General features: G+C 69.9%; 14 protein-coding genes. All 14 read right to left on the reverse strand.

The window, feature by feature from the left end:
- Positions 1-39: 39 nt before the first annotated feature.
- The 14 genes from ACSMFO_RS04450 to ACSMFO_RS04515 all read right to left on the reverse strand — a co-directional run bounded on the left by ACSMFO_RS04450 (position 40) and on the right by ACSMFO_RS04515 (position 20,232).
- A complete protein-coding gene (locus ACSMFO_RS04450) occupies positions 40-3,351 on the reverse strand; it encodes a serine hydrolase (protein ID WP_436457022.1) in 3,312 nt (1,103 codons plus the stop codon).
- A complete protein-coding gene (locus ACSMFO_RS04455) occupies positions 3,348-4,340 on the reverse strand; it encodes an ABC transporter ATP-binding protein (protein WP_436457023.1) in 993 nt (330 codons plus the stop codon). The genes ACSMFO_RS04450 and ACSMFO_RS04455 overlap by 4 nt, the downstream gene beginning before the upstream one ends.
- Entirely contained in the window at positions 4,337-6,223 is a 1,887-nt protein-coding gene (locus tag ACSMFO_RS04460; protein WP_436457024.1) for a dipeptide/oligopeptide/nickel ABC transporter permease/ATP-binding protein, read from the reverse strand. Before ACSMFO_RS04460 ends, ACSMFO_RS04455 begins: the two co-directional genes overlap by 4 nt.
- A 1-nt stretch (position 6,224) precedes the next feature.
- Positions 6,225-7,205, reverse strand: coding sequence for an ABC transporter permease (locus tag ACSMFO_RS04465; RefSeq protein ID WP_436457025.1), 981 nt, complete (start codon positions 7,203-7,205; stop codon positions 6,225-6,227).
- Positions 7,205-8,803 (reverse strand): ABC transporter substrate-binding protein, encoded by a 1,599-nt coding sequence (locus ACSMFO_RS04470; RefSeq protein ID WP_436457026.1) that lies wholly within the window; start codon positions 8,801-8,803, stop codon positions 7,205-7,207. Before ACSMFO_RS04470 ends, ACSMFO_RS04465 begins: the two co-directional genes overlap by 1 nt.
- A 183-nt stretch (positions 8,804-8,986) precedes the next feature.
- On the reverse strand, positions 8,987-9,889 hold the full coding sequence (locus ACSMFO_RS04475; RefSeq protein ID WP_436457027.1) for a serine hydrolase: 903 nt from the start codon (positions 9,887-9,889) through the stop codon (positions 8,987-8,989).
- Complete coding sequence (locus ACSMFO_RS04480; RefSeq protein ID WP_436457028.1) at positions 9,886-11,274, reverse strand: serine hydrolase domain-containing protein; 1,389 nt, start codon at positions 11,272-11,274, stop codon at positions 9,886-9,888. Before ACSMFO_RS04480 ends, ACSMFO_RS04475 begins: the two co-directional genes overlap by 4 nt.
- A 121-nt stretch (positions 11,275-11,395) precedes the next feature.
- The gene (locus tag ACSMFO_RS04485) at positions 11,396-12,307 is read right to left on the reverse strand and encodes a serine hydrolase (RefSeq protein ID WP_436457029.1); all 912 of its coding nucleotides are present in this window, start codon (positions 12,305-12,307) and stop codon (positions 11,396-11,398) included.
- A 136-nt stretch (positions 12,308-12,443) separates the two neighbouring features.
- Positions 12,444-13,712, reverse strand: a complete 1,269-nt coding sequence (locus ACSMFO_RS04490) for an MFS transporter (RefSeq protein WP_436457030.1) — start codon at positions 13,710-13,712, stop codon at positions 12,444-12,446.
- A 139-nt stretch (positions 13,713-13,851) separates the two neighbouring features.
- Positions 13,852-15,522, reverse strand: a complete 1,671-nt coding sequence (locus ACSMFO_RS04495; RefSeq protein WP_436457031.1) for a PucR family transcriptional regulator — start codon at positions 15,520-15,522, stop codon at positions 13,852-13,854.
- 76 nt (positions 15,523-15,598) lie between these two features.
- Positions 15,599-16,705 carry an o-succinylbenzoate synthase gene (gene menC, locus ACSMFO_RS04500; RefSeq protein WP_038512963.1) on the reverse strand — a complete coding sequence of 369 codons (1,107 nt, stop codon included), beginning with the start codon at positions 16,703-16,705 and terminating at the stop codon, positions 15,599-15,601.
- Positions 16,702-17,586 (reverse strand): GNAT family N-acetyltransferase, encoded by an 885-nt coding sequence (locus ACSMFO_RS04505; protein WP_436457032.1) that lies wholly within the window; start codon positions 17,584-17,586, stop codon positions 16,702-16,704. The genes menC and ACSMFO_RS04505 overlap by 4 nt, the downstream gene beginning before the upstream one ends.
- Positions 17,587-17,617: 31 nt before the next feature.
- Positions 17,618-18,760, reverse strand: coding sequence for a M20 family metallopeptidase (locus ACSMFO_RS04510; RefSeq protein ID WP_436457033.1), 1,143 nt, complete (start codon positions 18,758-18,760; stop codon positions 17,618-17,620).
- A complete protein-coding gene (locus ACSMFO_RS04515; protein WP_436457034.1) occupies positions 18,757-20,232 on the reverse strand; it encodes an amidohydrolase family protein in 1,476 nt (491 codons plus the stop codon). Before ACSMFO_RS04515 ends, ACSMFO_RS04510 begins: the two co-directional genes overlap by 4 nt.
- Positions 20,233-20,281: the final 49 nt, after the last annotated feature.

Genomic DNA, 20,281 nt, shown 5'->3' on the forward strand with positions numbered 1-20,281 from the left:
ACTTCGGCCCGCCCGGAAGTCCGGGCGGGCCGAGCGCTTTCAGGACACCTTCGGCGTCGCGCGCACGCCGTGGTGCATGTACGGCTCACCGGTCGGCAACGTGTAGAACGTGACCGGCATCCAGGTCTGCGCGCCCGGTTCACGGCAGACGTAGAGCGAGTCGGTCACCGGGACGAGGTCGAACTCCATCGTCTTCTCCGGCATCAGCTCGGCCAGCGGGCCCGTGGCGGTCTGCCGCAGCCGGAGTCCGTCCTTTTCGGACAGTACCTCCATCAGCACCCCGGCCCGCTCGTAGACGCCGACGTGCCTCGAACCGTCGACGGTGACCGGAGGCGAGGGCGGCGTCAGCGGCCGCGGCATCGCCACATCCGCCAGTTCGGCGAAGATCTCCCGGTACAGCTCCTCGAACAGGTCGCGCGTGTTGCCGCCGTTGGTGAGCAACGTGACAGCGAGCCCCTGGTCGGGCAGCAGCCGCAGGAACGCGGACTGCCCGATCGTGTTGCCATCGTGGCCGATGACCCGCTGTCCGCTCCACTCGTCACGGATCCAGCCGAGGCCCCAGGAGTCACCGAGCGAGTGCTTGTCGGGGAGATCGGCGTGCTTCTCGGCCATCATGGTGGCGGACGCCGTGGTCAGGATCCGCTCGCCGGACGGGGTGAGCCCGCCGGTCAGATGCAGCCGCGCGAAGCCGAGCACGTCCTTGGTGGTGGCGGTGATCAGGCCCGCCGGGCCCATGTTCCGCGGTAATCCCCAGACCGGCGCGGGCTTCGGGTCTTCGTCGGCGCCACCGACGTGCCCGACGGCGGCACGGAGCAGCAGCGCTTCCTCGGGCAGCGTCACGGTGTGGGTGAGACCGAGCGGCGCGAACAGTTTCTCCCGCATCGCGGCGTCCCAGGTCTGCCCGGTGAGCTTCTCGATCACCCGGCCCATGAGCACGAAACCCGAGTTGCAGTAGGAGAACGTCTCGCCGAGCGGGTGGTTCTGCGCGGCCTGGTCGAGGATTTCGACATAGCGTTCGAGGCAGTCGTCGCCTCGGCCGGTGTCGGTGAAGACGTCCCCGTCGATCCCGCTGGTGTGCGTCAGCAGATGCCGCATGGTCACCTGCTTGGCGACGTCCGGATCGGCGAGCCGCAGCTCGGGGACGACGTCGGCGATCGGCGCGTCGAGGTCGAGAAGGCCGTCGTCGACCAGTTGCATGACCACGGTCGCGGTCCACACCTTGGAGATCGAACCGATCTGGAACACCGAGTCCTCGGTGACCTCGACCCCGGTCTTCGTGTTCAGCACGCCGTAGGAGGCCAAGACTTCGGCGTCGTCGCCGACCCGCGTAATGCCCAGCGCGGCACCGGGGACGCGGTGCTTGCGCGCGAGTTCGGCCAGCCGTCGCCGCCAGTGCGCCGCTTCGATCGGCACCCGCGACACCCCGTCCGCGGGCGCGGCGTACTGCTCGACCCACTCGAGAACGCGCCGGTTGAAGTCGACGCGCTGCGAGGGCGGCCCGTCGAGGATGAACAGGTGCGAGGCGTCCGGGTACAGCACCAGCCGCGACGGGACACCTCGGGCGCGCAGAGCGCCGAACCACTGCTCGGCCTGACCGACCGGGCACCGGTCGTCGTTCGCGCCTTGGACGACGAGCGTCGGCGTCCGCACGTCGGCGACGCGGGCGAACGGCGAGAAGCGCTCGTTCGCCTTGTCCCAGGCCGGACCGCCGAGCTCGCCGACGGCCAGGTAGTGCCCGGCGTCGGACGTGCCTCCCATGCTGGTGAGGTCGCTGACCACACCGCCGGCGACAGCGGCGGCGAAGCGGTCGTCGCGGCTGGTCAGATAGCACGTCATGAACCCGCCGTAGCTGTAGCCCGCCACGGCGAGCCGGTCCGCGTCGGCGACCCCTTCGGCGACCAACTGGTCGAGGGGTTCGAGGAAGTCGGCCGCGTCGGCGACCCCCCACGCGCCGACGGCGCCGGTGTAGAAGTCCTCGCCGTAGCCGTCGCTGCCGCGCGGGTTGAGCAGCAGCACCGCCCAGCCGCGTGTCACGAGTTCCTGGTGATAGAGGTGGATCGAGTCGGCCGCGCCGTTCCAGGCATTGTGCGGTCCGCCGTGGATGTCGAGCAACAGTGGCGCCGCACCCGTTCGTGACGGGTCCCGCAGCAGCCAGCCGTGGACGACCGTGCCGTCGCCGATGGTGAATTCCCGTTCCTCGTGACGGAAAAGCTCGATGTCGGACTCGCCGTGCTTCGTCCGCACGTCGACCGCGCCGGTGGCCGGGTCTACGACGGTGACTTCGCCGAACGACGTGCCCGTGGCCAGGACGACCACGACCCTGCCGCCCGCGATGTCCATTCCGGACACGACGCGGTCCGCGCCGGCCAGCACCGGACGCGGCTCCCCACCCGTAGCGTCCACTTTGTACAGATGGGTGCACCCGCGGTCCCGGACGCCGAACAGCACGGCTCCGTCCTCGGTCACCTGCGGCAGGGCTCCCGGATAGCCGGGGCCGCCGGACATCACGTTGCGGTCCAGCGCGGCGGCCAGATCGCTTGGCTCGCCGCCGTCCAGCGGTACCCGCCACAGCCCCAGGTGCCCGACCTCGGTATCGGGCCTGCCGACCACCAGCAGCGCGGTTCCGTCGGCGGTCCAGCCGACCGTGCCCGCCATCCCTTCGCCCGAGCCGATCAGCCGCGGTTCGGAGGTCTTCGTGGTCACGTCGAGCACGTAGGCACCGGAACGGAACGTCAGATCCGCGTCACCGTCACGCCCGGCGGAGAAGGCCAGCCGGGTTCCGTCGGGCGACCAGGCCGGCTCGCCGGCGTGCCAATCGCCGAAGGTCACCTGCCGGACTTCCCGGGTGGCGACGTCGAGGACATGCAGATGCTTGCGGATGGTCTTGATCAGTCCGGCGCCGTCGGCCTTGAAGTCCAGCCGGTCGGCCACCACCGGGGCGTTGGGCGCGAGTTCCCCGCCAGCCAGGTCGACCGCGGCCGAGAACGCGATCTTGGCGCCGTCCGGGCTCCAGACCGGGGCGCCCGCACCCAGCGGGAGTTCGGTGATCCGCTCGGCCTCCCCGCCCGACGACGGCAGGAACCACACCTGCGGCGGTCCGTCCTGGGCGCGGAGGAACGCGATCCGCGTGCCGTCCGGCGCCCATTTCGGTGCCATGTCGGCGGTTCCGCGCGTGAGCTGCCGCGCTTCACCGCCGGTCGCGCCGACCTCCCAGAGCGTGTACACGGTCCGGTCCTCGTCGCGGTCGGCGGTGCGCAGGACGTAGACGATCCGGTCGCCGTCCGGGCAAAGCGAAGGCTGGCTGGGGACGGCGATGTCGTACAGGTCGTCGAGACCGAGACGTCGGGTCATGATGCGCTTGCTCCTCTGGAGATCGTGAGCGGGTGGCTCTCGTTTTCGCTGAAGTGGCAGGACGCCGAATGACGTCGGTGTGCCGCGTCATCGGCGGGGTCCGCCTCGAGGCAGAGCTCGCGGCCGGTCCGCACGAGCGGGCCGACCGGACAGCGGGTGTGGTAGCGGCACCCGGACGGTGGATGGTGCGGGTCGGCGGGTTCGGCGTCGGCGGTCTCGCTCGCGTCACCCAGGTCGAGCAGCGAGCCGGTCGCCGACGGCGCCGCTGCCAGCAGGTCACGGGTGTACGGGTGCTGCGGATCGGTGAGCACCTGTTCGGCCGGGCCGACCTCGACGATCCGGCCGAGGTACATCACGGCGACGATGTCACTGAGATAGCGGATCACCGCGAGGTTGTGCGAGATGAACAGCATCGACAGGCCCAGCCGCCGTTGCACGGACCGGACGAGGTTCAGCACCGCGCCCTGCACCGAAACGTCCAGCGCGGAGGTGATCTCGTCGGCGATCAGCACCTCGGGCCGTCCGGCCAGCCCGCGGGCGAGCGCCACGCGCTGCCGCTGGCCGCCGGAAAGCTGCCCCGGCAGGTGGGCCGCCCGCTCGGGGTCGAGATTGACCAGTTCCAGGAGCCGCGCGACCTCGTCCCGGCGCGCGGCGCGGCCGGGCAAGACGCCGCGCGGGATCGCCTCGGTGATCGACTCCCCGATGCTCATCCGGGGGTCCAATGAGGAATACGGATCCTGGAACACCATCTGCAAGGGAGGACGCCGGGGCAGCTTGCGCACGTCCACGCCGCCCAGCAGGACGCGTCCGGCACTGATCGGCGAGAGCCCGACGGCGGCACGGGCCAGCGTCGATTTCCCGGAGCCCGATTCACCGACGAGCCCGACGACCTGTCCGGAAGGGACGGTCAGGCCGACCCGGTCGACGGCGGTGAGTCCGCGCCTGCCGCCGTACCGCACGCTCACCGCGTCGAACACGAGATCGCTCACTCCGCACCTCCGGCGGTCACGGTTTCCTTGGCGGGCGGGGAAAGCGGCGCGGGATACCAGCAGGCGACGCGATGCTCGGCGTCCACGCGCTCCAACGCCGGGTCTTCGAGACGGCAGCGGTCGGTCGCCGCCGGACACCGGTCGGCGAAAGCGCAGCCGTTGGGCACGCGATCCGGCTCCGGTGGGCGACCGGGGATCACCGCCAGCGGAGCCTCACGATCGGTTTCGAGGTCGAGCGTCGCGGCCATCAGGGCCCGTGTGTAGGGATGCCGCGGCGTCGCGGCGGACGGCAGATCCTCCACCACCCGGCCCGCGTACATGACCAACATCCGTTCGCACGTCTGAGAAACGACCGCGATGTCGTGGCTGATCAGGATGATCGCCGTGTCCCGCTCGGCCCTGGTCCGCGCCAGGAGACGCAGCAACTGCCGCTGCACGGTGACGTCGAGTGCGGTGGTCGGCTCGTCGGCGATGATGAGCTTCGGGTCGCCCATCAGGCCCATGCCGATCATCGCGCGCTGCCGCATCCCGCCGGAGAACTCGTGCGGATACTGCCGCGCGCGGCGCTCGGCGGCGGGGATCCGCACCGCGCGCAACCGGTCAACGGCCCGCTCGAAGGCCTTGGCACGCGGAAGTCCCTGGTGCTGCTCGGCGACTTCGGCCAGTTGACGGCCGATCCGCCTGGTCGGGTTGAACGACGTCATCGGATCCTGGAACACCATCGCCAGCGAGGTGCCGAGCAACCCGCGCAACTCCCGTTCCGGCGTCGTCAGCACCGGTTTCCCGGCGAATTCGAGCTTGTCCGCGGTGACCACGGCTGGCGCTTCGACCAGCCGTGACGCCGCCAGCCCGGTCAGGCTCTTGCCCGAGCCCGACTCACCGACGACCCCGATCGCCTCGCCCGCGCGGACGGTGAAGCTCACCCCGCGCACCGGAACGGTCCAGCCCGCCGGACGCGGGAACGCCACCTGGAGGTTCTCCACCACCAGCACCGCGTCGTCGCGGGCGTCGGCGGCGGCCTCCCTGGCGGGTGTGACCGGCCGCGGCGCGAGCTTGCGCAGCCCCGTGCGGACGCCGATCACCCCGGCGACGGTCTCACCGACCAGGTTGAACGCGAGCCCGGCCAGCACCACGGCCACACCAGGCGCGAGCGCGGCCGCCGGGTTGACGTAGATCCCGTTGAGCCCTTCGCCGAGCAGCCGACCCCAGTCGTAATCCGGTGCCTGCACGCCGATGCCGAGGAACGACAGCCCGGAGAACGCCAGCAGGGAGGCACCCGCGCCGATGGTCGCGTTCACCACCAGCGGTTCGCCGATGTTGGGGAGGATGTGCCGGAGCAGCAACCGCATCCGGCCGACCCCGGAGATCCGGGCGGCGGACACGAAGTCCTGCCCCGCGACGGAGGCCGACAGTGTCTGCGCGAGCCGCGCGAACGCCGGCGCCAGCGCGAACCCGACCGCGAACACCGCGCCGTGCGTCCCGACCCCGAAGATGACCGAGAAGAACAACACCAGCAACAGCCCGGGGAACGCGACCGCGATGTTCACCGCCGACGTCACGAGCCGTGCCGCGGGACGCGGCAGCAGCGAGGGCAACGTGCCGAGCACAAGCCCGGTCACCACTCCGATCACCGTCGCGAGCACCGCGAGCAGGACCGAAAGCCGGGTCGCGACCAGGACGCGGAAGAGGATGTCGCGGCCGAGGTCGTCGGTACCGAGCCAATGCGCCGCCGACGGTCCCTGCCCGATGGCGTTCGTGTCGATCGCGAAAGCGTTGTCGTGCCACAGGATCGGGGCGAACACCGCGAGCGCGAGCACCAGCGTCAGCAGGGCCGCCGCGAACCCGCCCACCGGGGTGCGGAGGGCCGCGAACCATTTCGCCATCTCAGTTCTCCCGGATCGTCGAACGCGGATCGAGGACGGCCAGCAGCACGTCCACCGTCAGATTCACCAGCAGCACCCCGATGCCGTAGACGAGCACGATCCCCTGCACCAGCGGATAGTCCTTCTGCAGGATCGACTGGGCGATGGTGGAGCCGAGACCCGGCCAGGCGAAGACGTTCTCCACCAGCACCGTCCCGGCGACCATGCCGGTCAGCATCAGCCCGCCCATGGTGAGCGTCGCGGTCAACGCGTTCGGCAAGGCGTGCCGCAGGTAGACCAGCCGCGCGGGCAGCCGCTTCGCCCGCGCGGTGCGGATGAAGTCGTTGCCCAGCACGGAAAGCGTCTCCACCCGGACGATGCGAGCGAGTACCGACGCCGGGCCGAGCGCCAACGCGATGACGGGGAGCACGAACGAACTCGCGTCCGCGTTCCCCGCGACCGGGAACCAGCCGAGCTGGACCGAGAAGAACGCCACCAGGGCCACGGCGAGCAGGAACTCCGGGATGGCCGCGAGCAGCACGGTCGTCGAGGTGAACGCCAGCTCGCCGCCCCGCCGTCGTCCACCGCGGGTCAGCACGGCGAACAGCAGGCCCAGCGGGATCGCGACCGCGATGACCACCGCGAAGGCGGGCAACGCCAGTTCGAGGGTGGCGGGCAGCCGGTCGCCGATCACCTCGGAGACCGGCTGCCCGCTCGTCATCGACGTCCCGAAGTCACCGGTGACCAGTCCGCCGAGGTAGTGGACGTACTGCAGCCACAGTGGATCGTCGAGGCCGAGCGCCGCCCGCCGCGCGTTCACCAGCTCGACCGGCGCGGTCAGTCCGAGCGCCGCGCGGACCGGGTCACCGGGGATCAGCTGGATCATCAGGAACGCCGTCGTGATCAGGACCCACAACGAAATCGCGAACCGGCCGAGGCGGCGCACCGCGAACGACAGCCACGGGCTGCCGCGCAATCCGGCCGGGGCGACCGCGACGGCCATCAGCTGTACATCCGGATCGACGAGGGCTCGACCGAACCGAAGATGACCTTGAACCGCGCGTTGCTGCCGAAGGTCGGGATGACCGAGTTGACGTACGGCACGACGTCCAGCCGCTCGATGAGCGCCTGTTCCGCCGCGAGCCAGGTCGCGCAGCCCGACTCACCGGACATCTGCGCCGCCTGCGCGGCCTGCGATGTGTACTTCTCGTTCTCGATGTGGGCGAAGTTCGTGCCCGCCGGCGGTTTCGGTCCCGAGACGAACGGGCCGACCTGGCTCGGCAGCAGCAAGGTCACCGGTGCCAGCGAGATGTCCCACTCACCGGTGTTGAAAAGCACCTGGCTGGTCCCAGGGCTGTCGAGACCCTTGAGCGTCACGTCGGCGCCGACGGCCTTCCACGACTGCTGCATCAGTTCCGCGGCGGGCGCCATCGTCGGCCCGAGTTGCGTGCCGTAGATGGCGGTCAGCGCGAGCCGTTTGCCGTCCTTGACCCGCACCCCGTCCGCTCCCGGCTTCCAGCCGGCCGCGTCGAGGGCCGACTTCGCGGCGGCGACGTCGAACGCGGGGAGCTTGCCCGCCACCGCGTCCCCGGCGCACGCCCTGGGTTCGGTGGTGACCATTCCCTGGCTGGGCGCCCCGGAGCCGCTGGTGAGCACCTTGCCGATCTGGGCGAGGTCGAGTGCCTGCACCAGCCCGCGGCGCACGGCCTGGTCGCCGCCCGCCCGGCCGGGCGCCTGGTTGAAGAACATCTCGCCCATCGGCACGACCTGCTCGCCGTGGAACAGCTTCTGGGCACGCAGCCGCTGCTGGTCCTGGCCGGTGATCCGGGCGCCGTTGAGCTCACCGGACAGCAGCAGGTTCGCGGCGGTCGTCATGTTCTGGATGACCCGGAAGGTCACCTTCTCCGGCAGTCCTGGCTGCTCACGCTGCCAGTCCCCCGGCCCCCACGCGTAATCCTTGCGCCGGGTGAGGGTGTAGTGGTCGTTCGGCACGATCTCGGTCATGGTGAACATGCCGGTGCCGTACTTGCCCTTGGCGAGCGCCTGCCGGTCGGTCACGCCCTTGCCGCACACGATCGGCAGGCCGCCGACGTTGCGCAGCAGGAACGCGTCCGGCGCACCGCTGGTGAGCGTGATCTTCCGTGCCGCGTCGTCGGCGGTCGCCTTGGTCCCCGGCGCGACGGTGAGACCGGACATCGGCGACTTGTTGGCGGGATCGCCGACGAAGTTGACGTTCGCGGCGACGTCGCTCGCGGTCAGCGGAGTGCCGTCGTCGCAGGTGATCCCGTTCCGCAGGGTGAAGGAGGCCGTGGTCGTGGTGGCCTCCCACTTCTCGGCGAGACCGGCGATCGGCTTGCCCGCCTCGTCGAGGTTGATCAGGCTGTCGTAGAGGTAGCGCCCGATGTCGAGCGCGACCGAGAGCACGGTCATCGCCGGGTCCAGCGCTCCCGGATCGGTGCCGATCGCCATCGTGAAGGTCTTGCCCTCGGTCAATTTCTGGTTCGCGGTCCGGTCCTGCCCGGATTGCGACGTCCCCCCGCACGCGCTCACGGTCAAGGCCACCACGCTCGTGATCGCGGCGGTGAGCCGGGCTTTCTTCATGCGGTTTCTCCTACTGTCCCGAGTCGTTGGTTCGCGTCTTGAGTACTTCTGGTCGTGGGGTGGCTGAAGGGGACTTTCACCGCATGCGACGCGGGTGAAGCGCCCTTCATCGCGTGAGGTGAGGGGCGGTCGACGGTGCCAGGGGTCGTGAGTGATTTGGGCCGTGCTAACGACCCGAATCACTCACGACCCGACGGTCTGCGCACGGAGGTGATCGACGGCGAGGCGGGCGGCCTCGCCGAGGGCGGAGTCGACCGCGGGCTGGCGGTCGGCGAGGGAATCGGCGCGGGTGAACACCGCGACGGCGTACCGGCGACCGTCCACATGGGTCACCACACCCGCTTCGTTGCGGACGGCGGGGAGCGTCCCGGTCTTGGCCGCGATCGCGACACCCGCGGGGAAACCGGACGAGATCCGGTGCGGCCAGATCTGCTGCGCCATGATCGTCCGCACGCGTTCGCAGGCGGCCGGGTCGCCCGCGCGGTCGGTCCAGATCGCGTCGAGCAACGCGGTGATCTCCCTCGGCGTCGACGACGTCGTGCGTTCCGGGTCGAGCACCGAGAGCTTCCGCATCTGTTCTTCGGTCGCCGCGGCGAAGACGGCTTCCAGGTCGTCGTCCGGTTTCGCGCCGAGATCGGCGATCACCGAGGCGAACAGGTCTTCACAGCAGCCGACCAGCCGCGTCCGGGCGAGGCCAAGGTCGGTGAGCACCCGGTCGACGGCCTCCTGCCCGACCCGGTGATAGACGACGTCGGTCGCGGCGTTGTCGCTCATCGTCAGCATGAAACGCGCCAGGTCGCGCCAGCTCATCTCGACGTCGTCCGCGCAGCCGGCGGTCCCGATCCCGCCGATCCGGTACCGCGCGGTGACGCGGGTCCGCTCGGTCTCGTCGATCCGCCCGGCCGCCACTTCACGGGCGAAGGCGACCGCCACCGGGATCTTGAACACGGACGCCAGCACGACCGGATCGTCCGCGCCGACACCGGCTTCGGGACCGTCGGGGACGCCGATCTCGCGCGCGTGCACGAATCCGCGCGCCCCCGCCTTGGCGAAGACGGCCTCGATCTCGTCGGCGATCGCCGTCACCCGGCCACCCGGCGGTCGGCTCGTCCCGTGTGGACGAACAACGCGCGGCCGGTGCCGTCGTCACCGACGAACGCGTGCGGCATGTGCAGGCCGAGGCCGTCGTGCTCGGCGACCAGGGTGTCGCCCTTGTAGCCCAGCAGCCTGCTCTTCTCCGGCGCCGAGCCGAGGTCGGCGAACATGCCCTTCATCGTGCGTTCCAGCCACAGGCAGCCCTCTTCGTCCTGCGTGACGACGATGTCCGCCACCTGCGACGAGTACTCGCCCACGTACCGCGACGGGTCCGACGGGGCCTCCGCGGCATTCGGCTCCGGCAGCGACGGAACCTCGACACCGGCGAGGTCGCCCAGTACCTTCCGGAAGACGTCCAGGTAGAGGTGCAACGGTTTGCCGCCGTTGGTCAGCAGGGCCACCGCGACGTTGCTGCCCGGCACCACGCGCAGGAACGCGGACTGGCCGATGGTGCCGCCGTCGTGGCCGATCACCGGGCCGCCGTCCCAGTCGAAGATCATCCAGCCGAGTCCCCACGCCCCGCCCATCAGGCCGAGGTAGGGCAGTTCGACCTGGCGTTCCCACATGGCGCGGGCGGTTTCGGGCTTCAGGACCTGGGTGCCGTCGTCCGCGCGGCCTTCGTCGAGGTGCATGCGCACGAAGGTCAGCAGGTCGCGCGGGCGCATCGCCAGATGCGAACCCGCCGGCACGTTGGACCGCGTCAACGCCCAGGCGGGCGCGGCCACCGGCTCGTCGTCCGGCTTCGGCTGGAGGTGCCCGATCGCCGCGCGGTACCGGATCGCGTCGTACGGCCCGGCCGCGGCGTGGGTGAGGCCGAGCGGCGTGAAGAGATGGTCGCGCAGGCAGTCGTCGTAGGACTTGCCGCGCAGGACCTCGACGATCCTGCCGAGCACGCAGTACCCGGCGTTGTTGTAGGAGAACATCTCCCCCGGCTGGAACAGCTGGGGCACGTCGGAAAGCGTTGCCACGAGCTTCGCGACGCAGTCGTCGCCCTGCCCGGTGTCGGTGAAGATGTCGCCTTCGAATCCGGAGGTGTGACAGGTCAGCTGCCGCACCGTGATCCGCGACGCCGCGTCGTCGTCCGCGAGGGTGAACTCGGGAAGGTAGTCGCGGACCGGCTTGTCGAGGTCGAGCCTGTCTTCGTCGACGAGCTGCATCGCCAGGGTGGTCGTCCACACCTTGGTGATCGACCCGATCTGGAATACGGAGTCCACTGTGGACTCGACGTCCGTGTTCTTGTTCAGCACGCCGGCCGCGTGATCGATCACCTCGCCGTTCGCGAAGACCGCGACGGCGGCACCGGGCACCTGATGCTTCTCCAGAAGGGCGGAAAAGTTCTCCGCGAGCCAGGTATCGATTTCGGAAAGTTTCGACATGCGCACCTCTTGTCCGTGGAAAGGGTGGTCCGGCGGTTCCCGGAATGCTAGGCCGGTGACGGGCGTCACCGGTTCGTGCGGAACGACGAGAGCGGCGGGAAAATTCATCCGGGCGGACGAATCATTCGCGGTCGGCCTCGGGAAGCCTGAGCCATTCGACGGCCTGTGCCGCGGCGAACCCGATGAACGCGTCCCGCTCCGGCACCCGCGACCGCCCGTCGACCGCGTCGGTGAAAATCCCTACCGCGTAACGGCCGCCATCCGGGTACTCGACCACGCCGACCTCGTTGCGCACCGACGGCAGGGTCCCGGTCTTGCCGGCGACGCGGATCCCGTCGTCCGGGAACCCGGACCGCAGCCGGTGCGGCCACACCTGGAGGTCCATCCAGCGCCGGACGTCCGCGCACGCCGCCGGAGCCGCCGCCTCGTCGCGCCAGATGAGCCCGAGCAGCCGGGTGATCTCCTCCGCGGTCGTGGCGCAACTGTGCTCCGGTTGCAAGGCGCGCAACGACTTGATCCGCTCGATCGGGAGCTCGGTCAGCAGTCTTTCGTCGTCCTCGTAGGAGATTCCGAGGTCTTCCCCGATACCGCCGAGCACCTCACCGCAGTCCTGCGAAACGGTGGTGTGTTCGAAACCGAGGTCTCGCAACGTCTTCTCCGTCGCTTCCTTGCCGACGCGATCGAGGATCAGGTCGGTGGCGACGTTGTCGCTGATCCCGATCATCAGGATCGCGAGGTCGTACCAGGACATCGTGATCTCGTGCCGGAACGTGGCCAGGCCGTACGGGCTGGGTGTGGGATGCCCCGGCGGGACGGTGATCCGCTCGCCGAGGTCGAGCCCGCCCTCGGCCCCCTGCTTCGCCAGTTCCAATGCGATCGGGACCTTGAAGACCGACGCCGTGACGACCGGGGCGTGTTCGTCGACGCCGATCCGCCGGGTGCCGTCGATTTCGGCCGCGTGCAGCCGGACCCGGACGCCGACCTCCTTCGCGCGCTCGGTGATCGTTTCGGTGACTTGGGACGCGGTGGCCATGGAACTCCTTGTCTGCGTTGGGGTCGTGAGTGAGGTTGGGACCCGGGAGGGTGTTGCGAAAGCCACTTTCGCAACGTTGAAGGTTGCGAAAGTGGCTTTCGCAACACCGTCGGATGGGTTCAGCGATCCGGCACACTCACGACGCCGAGCTGGGACTCGCCGGGGAGAACGTGAACTGCGCCGGGTTCTGCGGTACCCAGAACGCCATCACGGCGGTGAGGAACGTCGTGCCGATGAGGAAACCGAACGCCGCGGTGTACGAGAAGGCGTCGGCGAGCCACCCCATGGCCACCGGCGCGACCGCTCCCGCCACCTGGCCGCCGAAGTTCATCACTCCCATACCGATCCCGGTGACCGCTGTGGGCAGCACGCGCAGTGGCAGTCCGAAGACCGCCATCGTCGCCATGCCGAACACCGCGAGCGCGAGCGTCTCGTACAGGGTGAACTCCGCCGTGGTCTCCGCGGACACCATCAGGATCAGCAGCACCACGGTCACCAGCGCGATCGAGCTGAGGTACCACCGGCCGTGGTCGTGGAAGTAGCGGTCGAACAGCCAGCCGCCGAGGATGGTGGTGCCGATGCTGACCAGCATCGGGATCGCCGCGAGCACACCGGTCTGGTTCAGCGTCAGTCCCCGTGCCTCGAGCAGGTAGCTGGGCACCCAGGTGATCAGGCCGTAGTTCAGCATGTTGGTGGCGCAGAACAACAGCGTGAACTTCCAGACCACAAAGGACTTCAGCACCTGTTTGCGGGAGACCTCCGGGGTCTTCGCCTCGTCGCGCGGAAGGCTGCTCAGCCTTTCGGGCAGTGCCTTGGGAAGCAGCGTCCAGACGACCACGCCGATGATCGCGCCGACACCCGCCATCCAGAAGAACGTGTGCCGCCAGCCGACCGCCATCAGCAGCGGGCCGACGATCAGCGGCGCCAGTCCGGCACCGATGCCCCCGGCGGACAGCATCACGCCGGTCACCGTCGCACGGTTGCCGGGGGTGGTCCGTTCGGCGATGGCCTTGAACGAGGCGGCCGGGAAAAGTCCTTGGCACACACCGAAAAGGCCACGGACGACGAGCAGCATGCCGAAGGTGCCCGCCATCCCGGTCATCGCGGTGAACGCCGACCACAGCAGCAGCGTGACCAGCATCGGCCCCCGCGAGCCGTATCGGTCGGCGAGGAAGCCCGCCGGGATCTGGCAGACCATGTACACCAGCGCGAACACGGTGACGAGCCAGCCCTGTTCGGTCTTGCTGAGCTCGAACTCGGCGCCGATCATCGGCAGCGCCATCCCGATCGAGAACCGGTCGATGTAGTCGACCGCCCAGGCGAACACCATCACCACCATCGTGATGAGCGCCGTCCGGTTGATCCGCCGTGCTGTCCAGGTGTCCTCATTGACCACTGCCGTCATGGCGCCTCCGCGGAAACTTTGGGAGAGAAGGAGAACGACGCGAGCGTGGCGCCGATCACTCATTCTGAAACGCGGCCGGCGGGCGGAGTTCGTGCGATCACACGAACATCGGCCGTCGTTTCGGGCCGGAAGACCAACGTCAGTCTTCGGCGCCCGGCGGTCCGGTCCGCGCGTCACGGGGCAGCAGCCGCAACTGCAGCATCGCGGCGAACCGCTCCCCCGCGTCGTCGAGGTCGATTTCGCCGACCTCGGCGAGACGCCGCAGCCGGTAGCGGAAGGTGTTCGGATGGACGTAGGCCGACGCGGACGCGGCTCCGATGTCACCGAAGGCGTCGAGCCAGCATCGAAGGGTGTGCACCAGTTGTGACTGGTGCTGCGCGTCGTAGGCGAGCAACCGCGCGACAGGTCCTGTCGCGACGTCTCCCCTGGCCGCGGCGAGGTCGGCCAGATCGAGCATGAGCGCGTCGACGTGGACGTCGTCCGCGGTGGCGACGCGTTTGGCGCCGCCGTTGGTGAGCAGCACCCGCAACGCCCGGTCCGCGCCGTCGCGGGAGGCGTGCAGGCCGGACGCGTCGAGCGCGAGCGGTCCGATGCCGATCGCGGCCGCCGCACGGCGTCCCGTGCGCTCCAGGAAGGTCGACGCGACCCGCGCCGAACGCTCCTGGCAGTCGGCGTGCCCACCGGGCATCGGGAGGATGCCGTAGGCGACGTCGCCGACCAGCGCGACGGCCGAACGGGGCTGGACGGCGCTCAGATGCATGGCCAGCGCGTCGGCGACCCGCTGACGGTCCGCGACCAGCCTCAGATCGTCCTCGGGATCGGGTGCGCCGAGCAGGCCCATGGCGAGCACGATCGACGGCTGGCCGAGCAGGCCGAGCCGGGCGATCGCCTCCGGCGCGCCGGCGCCGCCTTCGAGCGCCGTGCTCACCAGGTCCGCGCGCAGCCGTCGTTCGACGTCGGCGCCCGCACGCAGCCGGAGCAGGTGCAGCGCGACGAGTTTGGCGGCGTCGATCAGCGCCTGCGTCCGCTCTTCGCTGAGCGGTTCCCGCACCGCGGCCCAGATCGACCCGAGCACCTCGTCACCGGCGCGGACGGCGAACGCCACCCGCGGGATCGCGATCTCGTTGTCGTCGTACCGCTGCGGATCGACGTAGACCGGCGTGTGGTCGCGGTACAGCCGCTCGAAGACGCCGTCCCGTTCCAGGCCGCGGGCGAACCGCTCCGGCACCTGGCGGCCGAGGATGGTCTCGACCCGGGAGGGGTCCGCTTCGTCCTGGCGCCCGGAGAACGCGAGGATCCGGTTGCTGCGGTCCTCGATGGTCACCGGCGCGTCGATGAGCGCGGCGATCGCGTTGGCCAGCGCGAAGAGATCACCCGACGGCATTCCGCCGAGCGTCTGGGGCGAGACCTCGCCGACGTCCTCTTCGGCCAGCAAGGTCCGGAGCATGGCGGCGAGCTGCGTCCAGGACGCGCCGCGCGCGAGGCCGAGGAGGGCGACCCCGGACGAGTCCGCGGCACGCCGGAGTTCCGGCGCCGGGGTGACGGGAGACCGGACGACGAGTGCCGCCGCGCCTCTCGCACCCACGTCGTGCAAGAGGCGGACGACCTCGTCCTGATCCCGCACCCCGACGCCGAGCACGACGGCCCCGCCAGGGATTTCGGATTCGTCGTGCGGATCGTGGATGACCACCCCGCCGAGCTGCTTGCGGGTGGTCCGGCCGACCGCGACCGGCTCCAGGAGCACGTCCCCGAGGTCTTCGAGGACGCGTCCCAAGCTCGTATGCGGCTTGCTGGGCACCGGTGTCAGCACCCCCCGAAGTTAAACCCGGTCTCACCGAACCGACTGGTTCGATCCGACCAAATCTAACCCCGGATTTCGTGGCGCGCTACGAACCGATCCACGTTTTCTCCGTGGTGACCTCGTCCAGGATGGCGGGAATCGGAGTCACGCCGAGCCCTGGCCCGGTCGGCACCGGCAGCTGCCCGGCATCCAGCACGAACGGCTCGGTGATGTCGGTGCGGTAGAACCGGCCGGAGGCAGAGGTGTCACCCGGCAGCGTGAAACCGGGCAGCGAAGCCAGCGCGACGTTGGCCGCGCGGCCGAGTCCGGTCTCGATCATCCCGCCGCACCACACCGCCACGCCGTGCGCCGCGCAGACGTCGTGCACCCGGCGGGCTTCGAGGTAACCGCCGACGCGGCCCGGTTTGATGTTGACGATCTGGCACGCGCCCAGCTTGATCGCGTCCGCGGCGGCCTTGGCCGAGACGATCGACTCGTCGAGACAGATGGGCGTCCGGATCCGCTTGGCCAGTTCGGCGTGGCCGAGCACATCCTCCTCTTCGAGCGGCTGCTCGATCAGCAGCAGGCCGAACGGGTCGAGCCTGGACAGCAGGGGCGCGTCGCCCAGGGTGTACGCGGTGTTCGCGTCGACCTGGAGCAGCACGTCGTCGCCGAAGCGCTCACGGACCTGACGGACCGGCTCGACGTCCCAGCCCGGCTCGATCTTCAGTTTGATCCGGACATAGCCCTCGTCGAGGTAGCCGCCGACGACGTCGAGCAGCTGCGGGATCGAATCCATGATCCCGACCGAGACCCCGCAGGCCACGGAGTCGCGTGTGGACCCGAGCTCGGCCGCGAAGGACCGTTCGTGCGCGCGGAGTTCGGCATCGAGGACCGCCATTTCCAGCGCCCCCTTCGCCATCCGGTGTCCTTTGAACTTCGCCAGCAACGGCGTCACCTTGTGCGCGGTCACGTCCTCCGCGGCCAGCAGGGCGGGGATCAGATGGGTGCGCAGCACATGCTCGGCGGCGTCGTTGTACTCCGACGAGTAGAGCGGCGCCTCCATCGCGACGCATTCGCCCCAGCCCTCACCCGCCGGGGTCACCGCGCGGACGAGCAGCAGTTCCCGTTCGGACTGCGTTCCGAACGACGTCCGGAACGGAGCCACGAGCGGCATCCGGATCCGGCGCAGTTCCACACCGCTGAGTTTCACGACTGCTCCTTCGAGATCACGTACCAGCCGGCACGATCGAAACCGGTGACCTGGGCGTTGTCCGCCATCAGTCCACCGAGGACTTCACGCAGGGCGGCGCGCCACGCGGTGCCGCGCCCGGGGTCGGTGCGGCGTAACCGTTCGATGTCGGGCGGGACGGCGACGAGCACGGTCGGCGCGTCGGCCGATCCGATACTCGGACCGCCGTCGGAGTCGACCGTGAGCGCCTTCGCCGCGCCCAGCGCTTCCGCGTCGATGAGGACGGGTTCTCCGAACGCGGCGGCACGGACCTCCGGACTTTCGAGGTCCCACCCGACCATCAGCCGGTCGGTGTCGCCCGAGCCATTGATGCTGTCCTCCATCGGACCGTAGAAATCGGGCAGGTAGCCGATCGGGCGCGCGCCGAGTTTCCCCAGGTTGAAATAGGCGTTGCGGCGCACCAGCGGGTCGAACGTCCAGGTGATCACCGAGACGTCCTGGAGCAGCGCCCACCCGCGCTGGTGCAGTTTGAGCGCGTGCCCGATCCCGCGGCCCACCCCCGCCTTGGCGACACCGGCGATGTGGCTGTGCAGGCTCGCCTTTCCGGGATTCCCGAAGAACCCGAAACAGGCCCCCAGGAGTTCACCGTTCTCGAAGGCGCCCGCGACATAGTTGCCCGCGCTGGACATCGCGCGGAGCAGTTCCGTGCTCACCGGCCGCGCGCCGGGTGCCGATCGCCAGATCGACTCGAACAGGCCGACCACCGCGGCCAGCTCGGCGATTTCGGTGAGTTCGCGGATTTCGACGCCCGAAGCCGCGGCCGCGGCCCGCGCGGCCGCGACGGCTTCGTCGCGCACCCCCGCCGACGCGAGGCTTTCCGCGTTCGTCGCAAGATTCGTCACGGGACAATCCTTTCCCCGCACGACGGCCGAGTCACCGTCGTGCCGTACCAGATTCGCCCGCGCGATTCGTCGCACCGGACGGATCCCGTTTCGCGAGCACGTTCTCCACGAGCGCGGCCAGCAAAGCGGTGCGGCGCGGCAGTTCCGCGACGACGACGTGTTCGTGATCCGCGTGCGCCCCGCCCCCGACGGCGCCCAGACCGTCCAGAGTGGGAATCCCGATGCCCGCGGTGTAATTGCCGTCCGAGGCGCCACCGACCGACGCCGAGGTCAGTTCCCCGAGGCCGAGTTCGCCCGCCAGGTCCTGGGCCAGCGCGAACAATCCGGCCGACGAGCCCGCTTCGAGCGGCGGCCGGTTGATTCCGCCGGTCACCAGGACCTCGGCTCCTTCCAGTACCGGAGGGAGTGCCCGCATGGCCCGGTCGACGCGGAGTTGCTCGGCCTCGTCCCAGACGCGGACGTCGACGGCCACACTCGCGGCGGCAGGCACGGTGTTGACGGTCGTTCCCGCCGAGACGACGGTGGGTGTCACGCTCGTCCCGGCCACGGGGTCCGCGAGCGCGGCCACTGCGAGGATCTGGTGGGAGATCTCGATTCCCGCGTTGACGCCCTTCTCCGGTTCGAGCCCGGCGTGCGCGGCGCGGCCGACGACCTCGACCCGGTAGTGGGAAACACCTTTGCGGCGGCATTTCAGCGCGCCGCCGTCGGCCGAAGCCTCCAGCACGAACGCCGCGTCACAGCCCGCCGCGGTCTCCTCGATCAGCGCGCGGGACGAGGGAGAGCCGATCTCCTCGTCGCCGGTGACCAAAATGGACAGTCCAGCGCAGTCGGCCACTTTCGCCGCGGCGTGCAGCGCCATCACGACGCCCGCCTTCATGTCGAAGCAGCCGGGCCCGCGCAGCACCCCGTCCCGCACCGAGAACGGATGCGTCTCCAGCGAACCGTGGGGCCACACCGTGTCGTGGTGACCGAGCAGCAGCACCCGAGGGGGACCGCCACCGAATCGCCAGCGGAGATGGGTGACTCCGTCCACGACGATCCGCTCGGGTTCCACACCGAGCAGCCTCAGGCCGACCTCGGCCACCACTTCGGCGCTGCGAGCCACCGCGTCGTGATCCGACGACGGCGACTCGCAGCGCACGAGCGTCTCGATGTCGGCGATCAGGTCGCTCATCGCGGTTCACCTCGCAGCGGCTTGCCGGGGAACGCGTCCGTGCGCAGATTCCCGTCGGTGACGACCGGAACCCCCGAAACGAACAGGTGCCGGACACCGACGGAAGGCCTGGTCGAGTCGAAATAGGTCGCCGCGTCGGTGATGGTTTCCGGGTCGAGGACGACGATGTCGGCGTCGGCTCCGACGTTCAGCCGTCCCTTCGCCACCGCACTGGGAGCGACCTCGTCGAGCACGCGCGCCGGAAGGTAGGAGCAGCGCCGGAACGCCTCCAGCCAAGTCCAGGCCTTGCTCTCCCGCACCATGAGCCGCAACGTCTTGCTGTACGTCCCGGACGTGCGCGGATGCGTCGCCCCGCCGGGCGGCAACGGCCATTCGGTGCTCTCGCTCGTGCCGTTCTTCCAGTACACGGGCAGCGCGTCGCTGGCGACGATGGCGTCCGGGAACGCGAGCGCCTGGCGCAGCAGGCCGAGGTCGTGCGGGCTGCTCTCGTCGAGGAATTCCAGGATGCACGGCGCGCCGGGATCCTCGGCACGCACCTGAAGCAGACGGCCTTCGTCGGCGATCCGCTCCCCCGACTCCAGCATGATCACGCTGGACGGCGAGAGGCCCTTCATCTTCAGGCGTTCGGGCGACAGGAACGCCGCGCCGATCCCCGTGCTGCCCGCCCCGTACGGATAGGCCTCGACCGTCACCCGCGAACCGGCCGCGCGGCCGGCTTCGAGCGCCGCGAGCACCCGCTCGATCTGGTGACCGGAGGTGCTGTTCACGTGGCAGTGGTGCATCGCCGCGCCGGTCTCGGCCGCGACGATCGCGATCTCCGCCGAGCCGTCGATGGGCGTCTCCGGATTCACCTCGACCAGTTCACGGACGTGGGTGTAGGTCGGCGCCCCGGCCTCCTTCGCCAGCCGGGCCAACGCGAGGAACTCACCGGGGTCGGTGTCGGGCGCGTAGCCGAGGAGCACGCCGACGCCGAGCGCGCCGGCGGCCAGCTCACCGTCCACAAGGGACAGCCACGCGGCGAGCTCCTTCGGTGACGACGTCCTTTGCCAGACAGGGTTTCCGAGGACCGCCAAGCCGCTGTCGATGTTCGCGTCCGGCTCGATCCCGGCGAGCACCTGCGCCCGCGCGGCTCCCCAGGACGCGGAGAATCCGTAGTGCAGCGGCCGTCCCGCCGCGGCCGCCTCGGCATACGCTCGCTCGATCGGCATCAAACCGGCTTCGAGGTCGAGTGCGGTCGTCACCCCGTCCATCGCCTGCAGCCGCTGGCCGGCGATGGTGTGCACGTGGCTGTGCAGGTCGATGAAACCCGGTCCGACGACGAGCCCGCGGACGTCGATCTCCGCGTCGCCCGGCTCGGCGGTCAAACCCTCCCCGACGGCGGTGACCACCCCGTCGGATACCAGCACGTCGGCCGTACCGTCGAAGCCCGTCGCCGGATCGATGACACGACCGCCGCGCAAGAGTGTCCGCATACTTCGCCTCCTAGGATCGCCTCGTTCATGGCGACCCTAGGAGGTTTCG

This window comes from Amycolatopsis sp. w19 (genome assembly GCF_051373225.1).
In the GTDB taxonomy this organism is placed as follows: Bacteria; Actinomycetota; Actinomycetes; order Mycobacteriales; family Pseudonocardiaceae; genus Amycolatopsis; species Amycolatopsis japonica.

Excerpts from the sequence above, each read along its gene's own strand:
- ACSMFO_RS04460 (WP_436457024.1), bottom strand. The coding sequence starts at position 6,223 with ATGGCGAAATGGTTCGCGGCCCTCCGCACCCCGGTGGGCGGGTTCGCG.
- ACSMFO_RS04470 (WP_436457026.1), bottom strand. The coding sequence starts at position 8,803 with ATGAAGAAAGCCCGGCTCACCGCCGCGATCACGAGCGTGGTGGCCTTG.
- ACSMFO_RS04450 (WP_436457022.1), bottom strand. The coding sequence starts at position 3,351 with ATGACCCGACGTCTCGGTCTCGACGACCTGTACGACATCGCCGTCCCC.
- ACSMFO_RS04510 (WP_436457033.1), bottom strand. The coding sequence starts at position 18,760 with ATGAGCGACCTGATCGCCGACATCGAGACGCTCGTGCGCTGCGAGTCG.
- ACSMFO_RS04515 (WP_436457034.1), bottom strand. The coding sequence starts at position 20,232 with ATGCGGACACTCTTGCGCGGCGGTCGTGTCATCGATCCGGCGACGGGC.
- ACSMFO_RS04465 (WP_436457025.1), bottom strand. The coding sequence starts at position 7,205 with ATGGCCGTCGCGGTCGCCCCGGCCGGATTGCGCGGCAGCCCGTGGCTG.
- ACSMFO_RS04490 (WP_436457030.1), bottom strand. The coding sequence starts at position 13,712 with ATGACGGCAGTGGTCAATGAGGACACCTGGACAGCACGGCGGATCAAC.
- ACSMFO_RS04485 (WP_436457029.1), bottom strand. The coding sequence starts at position 12,307 with ATGGCCACCGCGTCCCAAGTCACCGAAACGATCACCGAGCGCGCGAAG.
- ACSMFO_RS04480 (WP_436457028.1), bottom strand. The coding sequence starts at position 11,274 with ATGTCGAAACTTTCCGAAATCGATACCTGGCTCGCGGAGAACTTTTCC.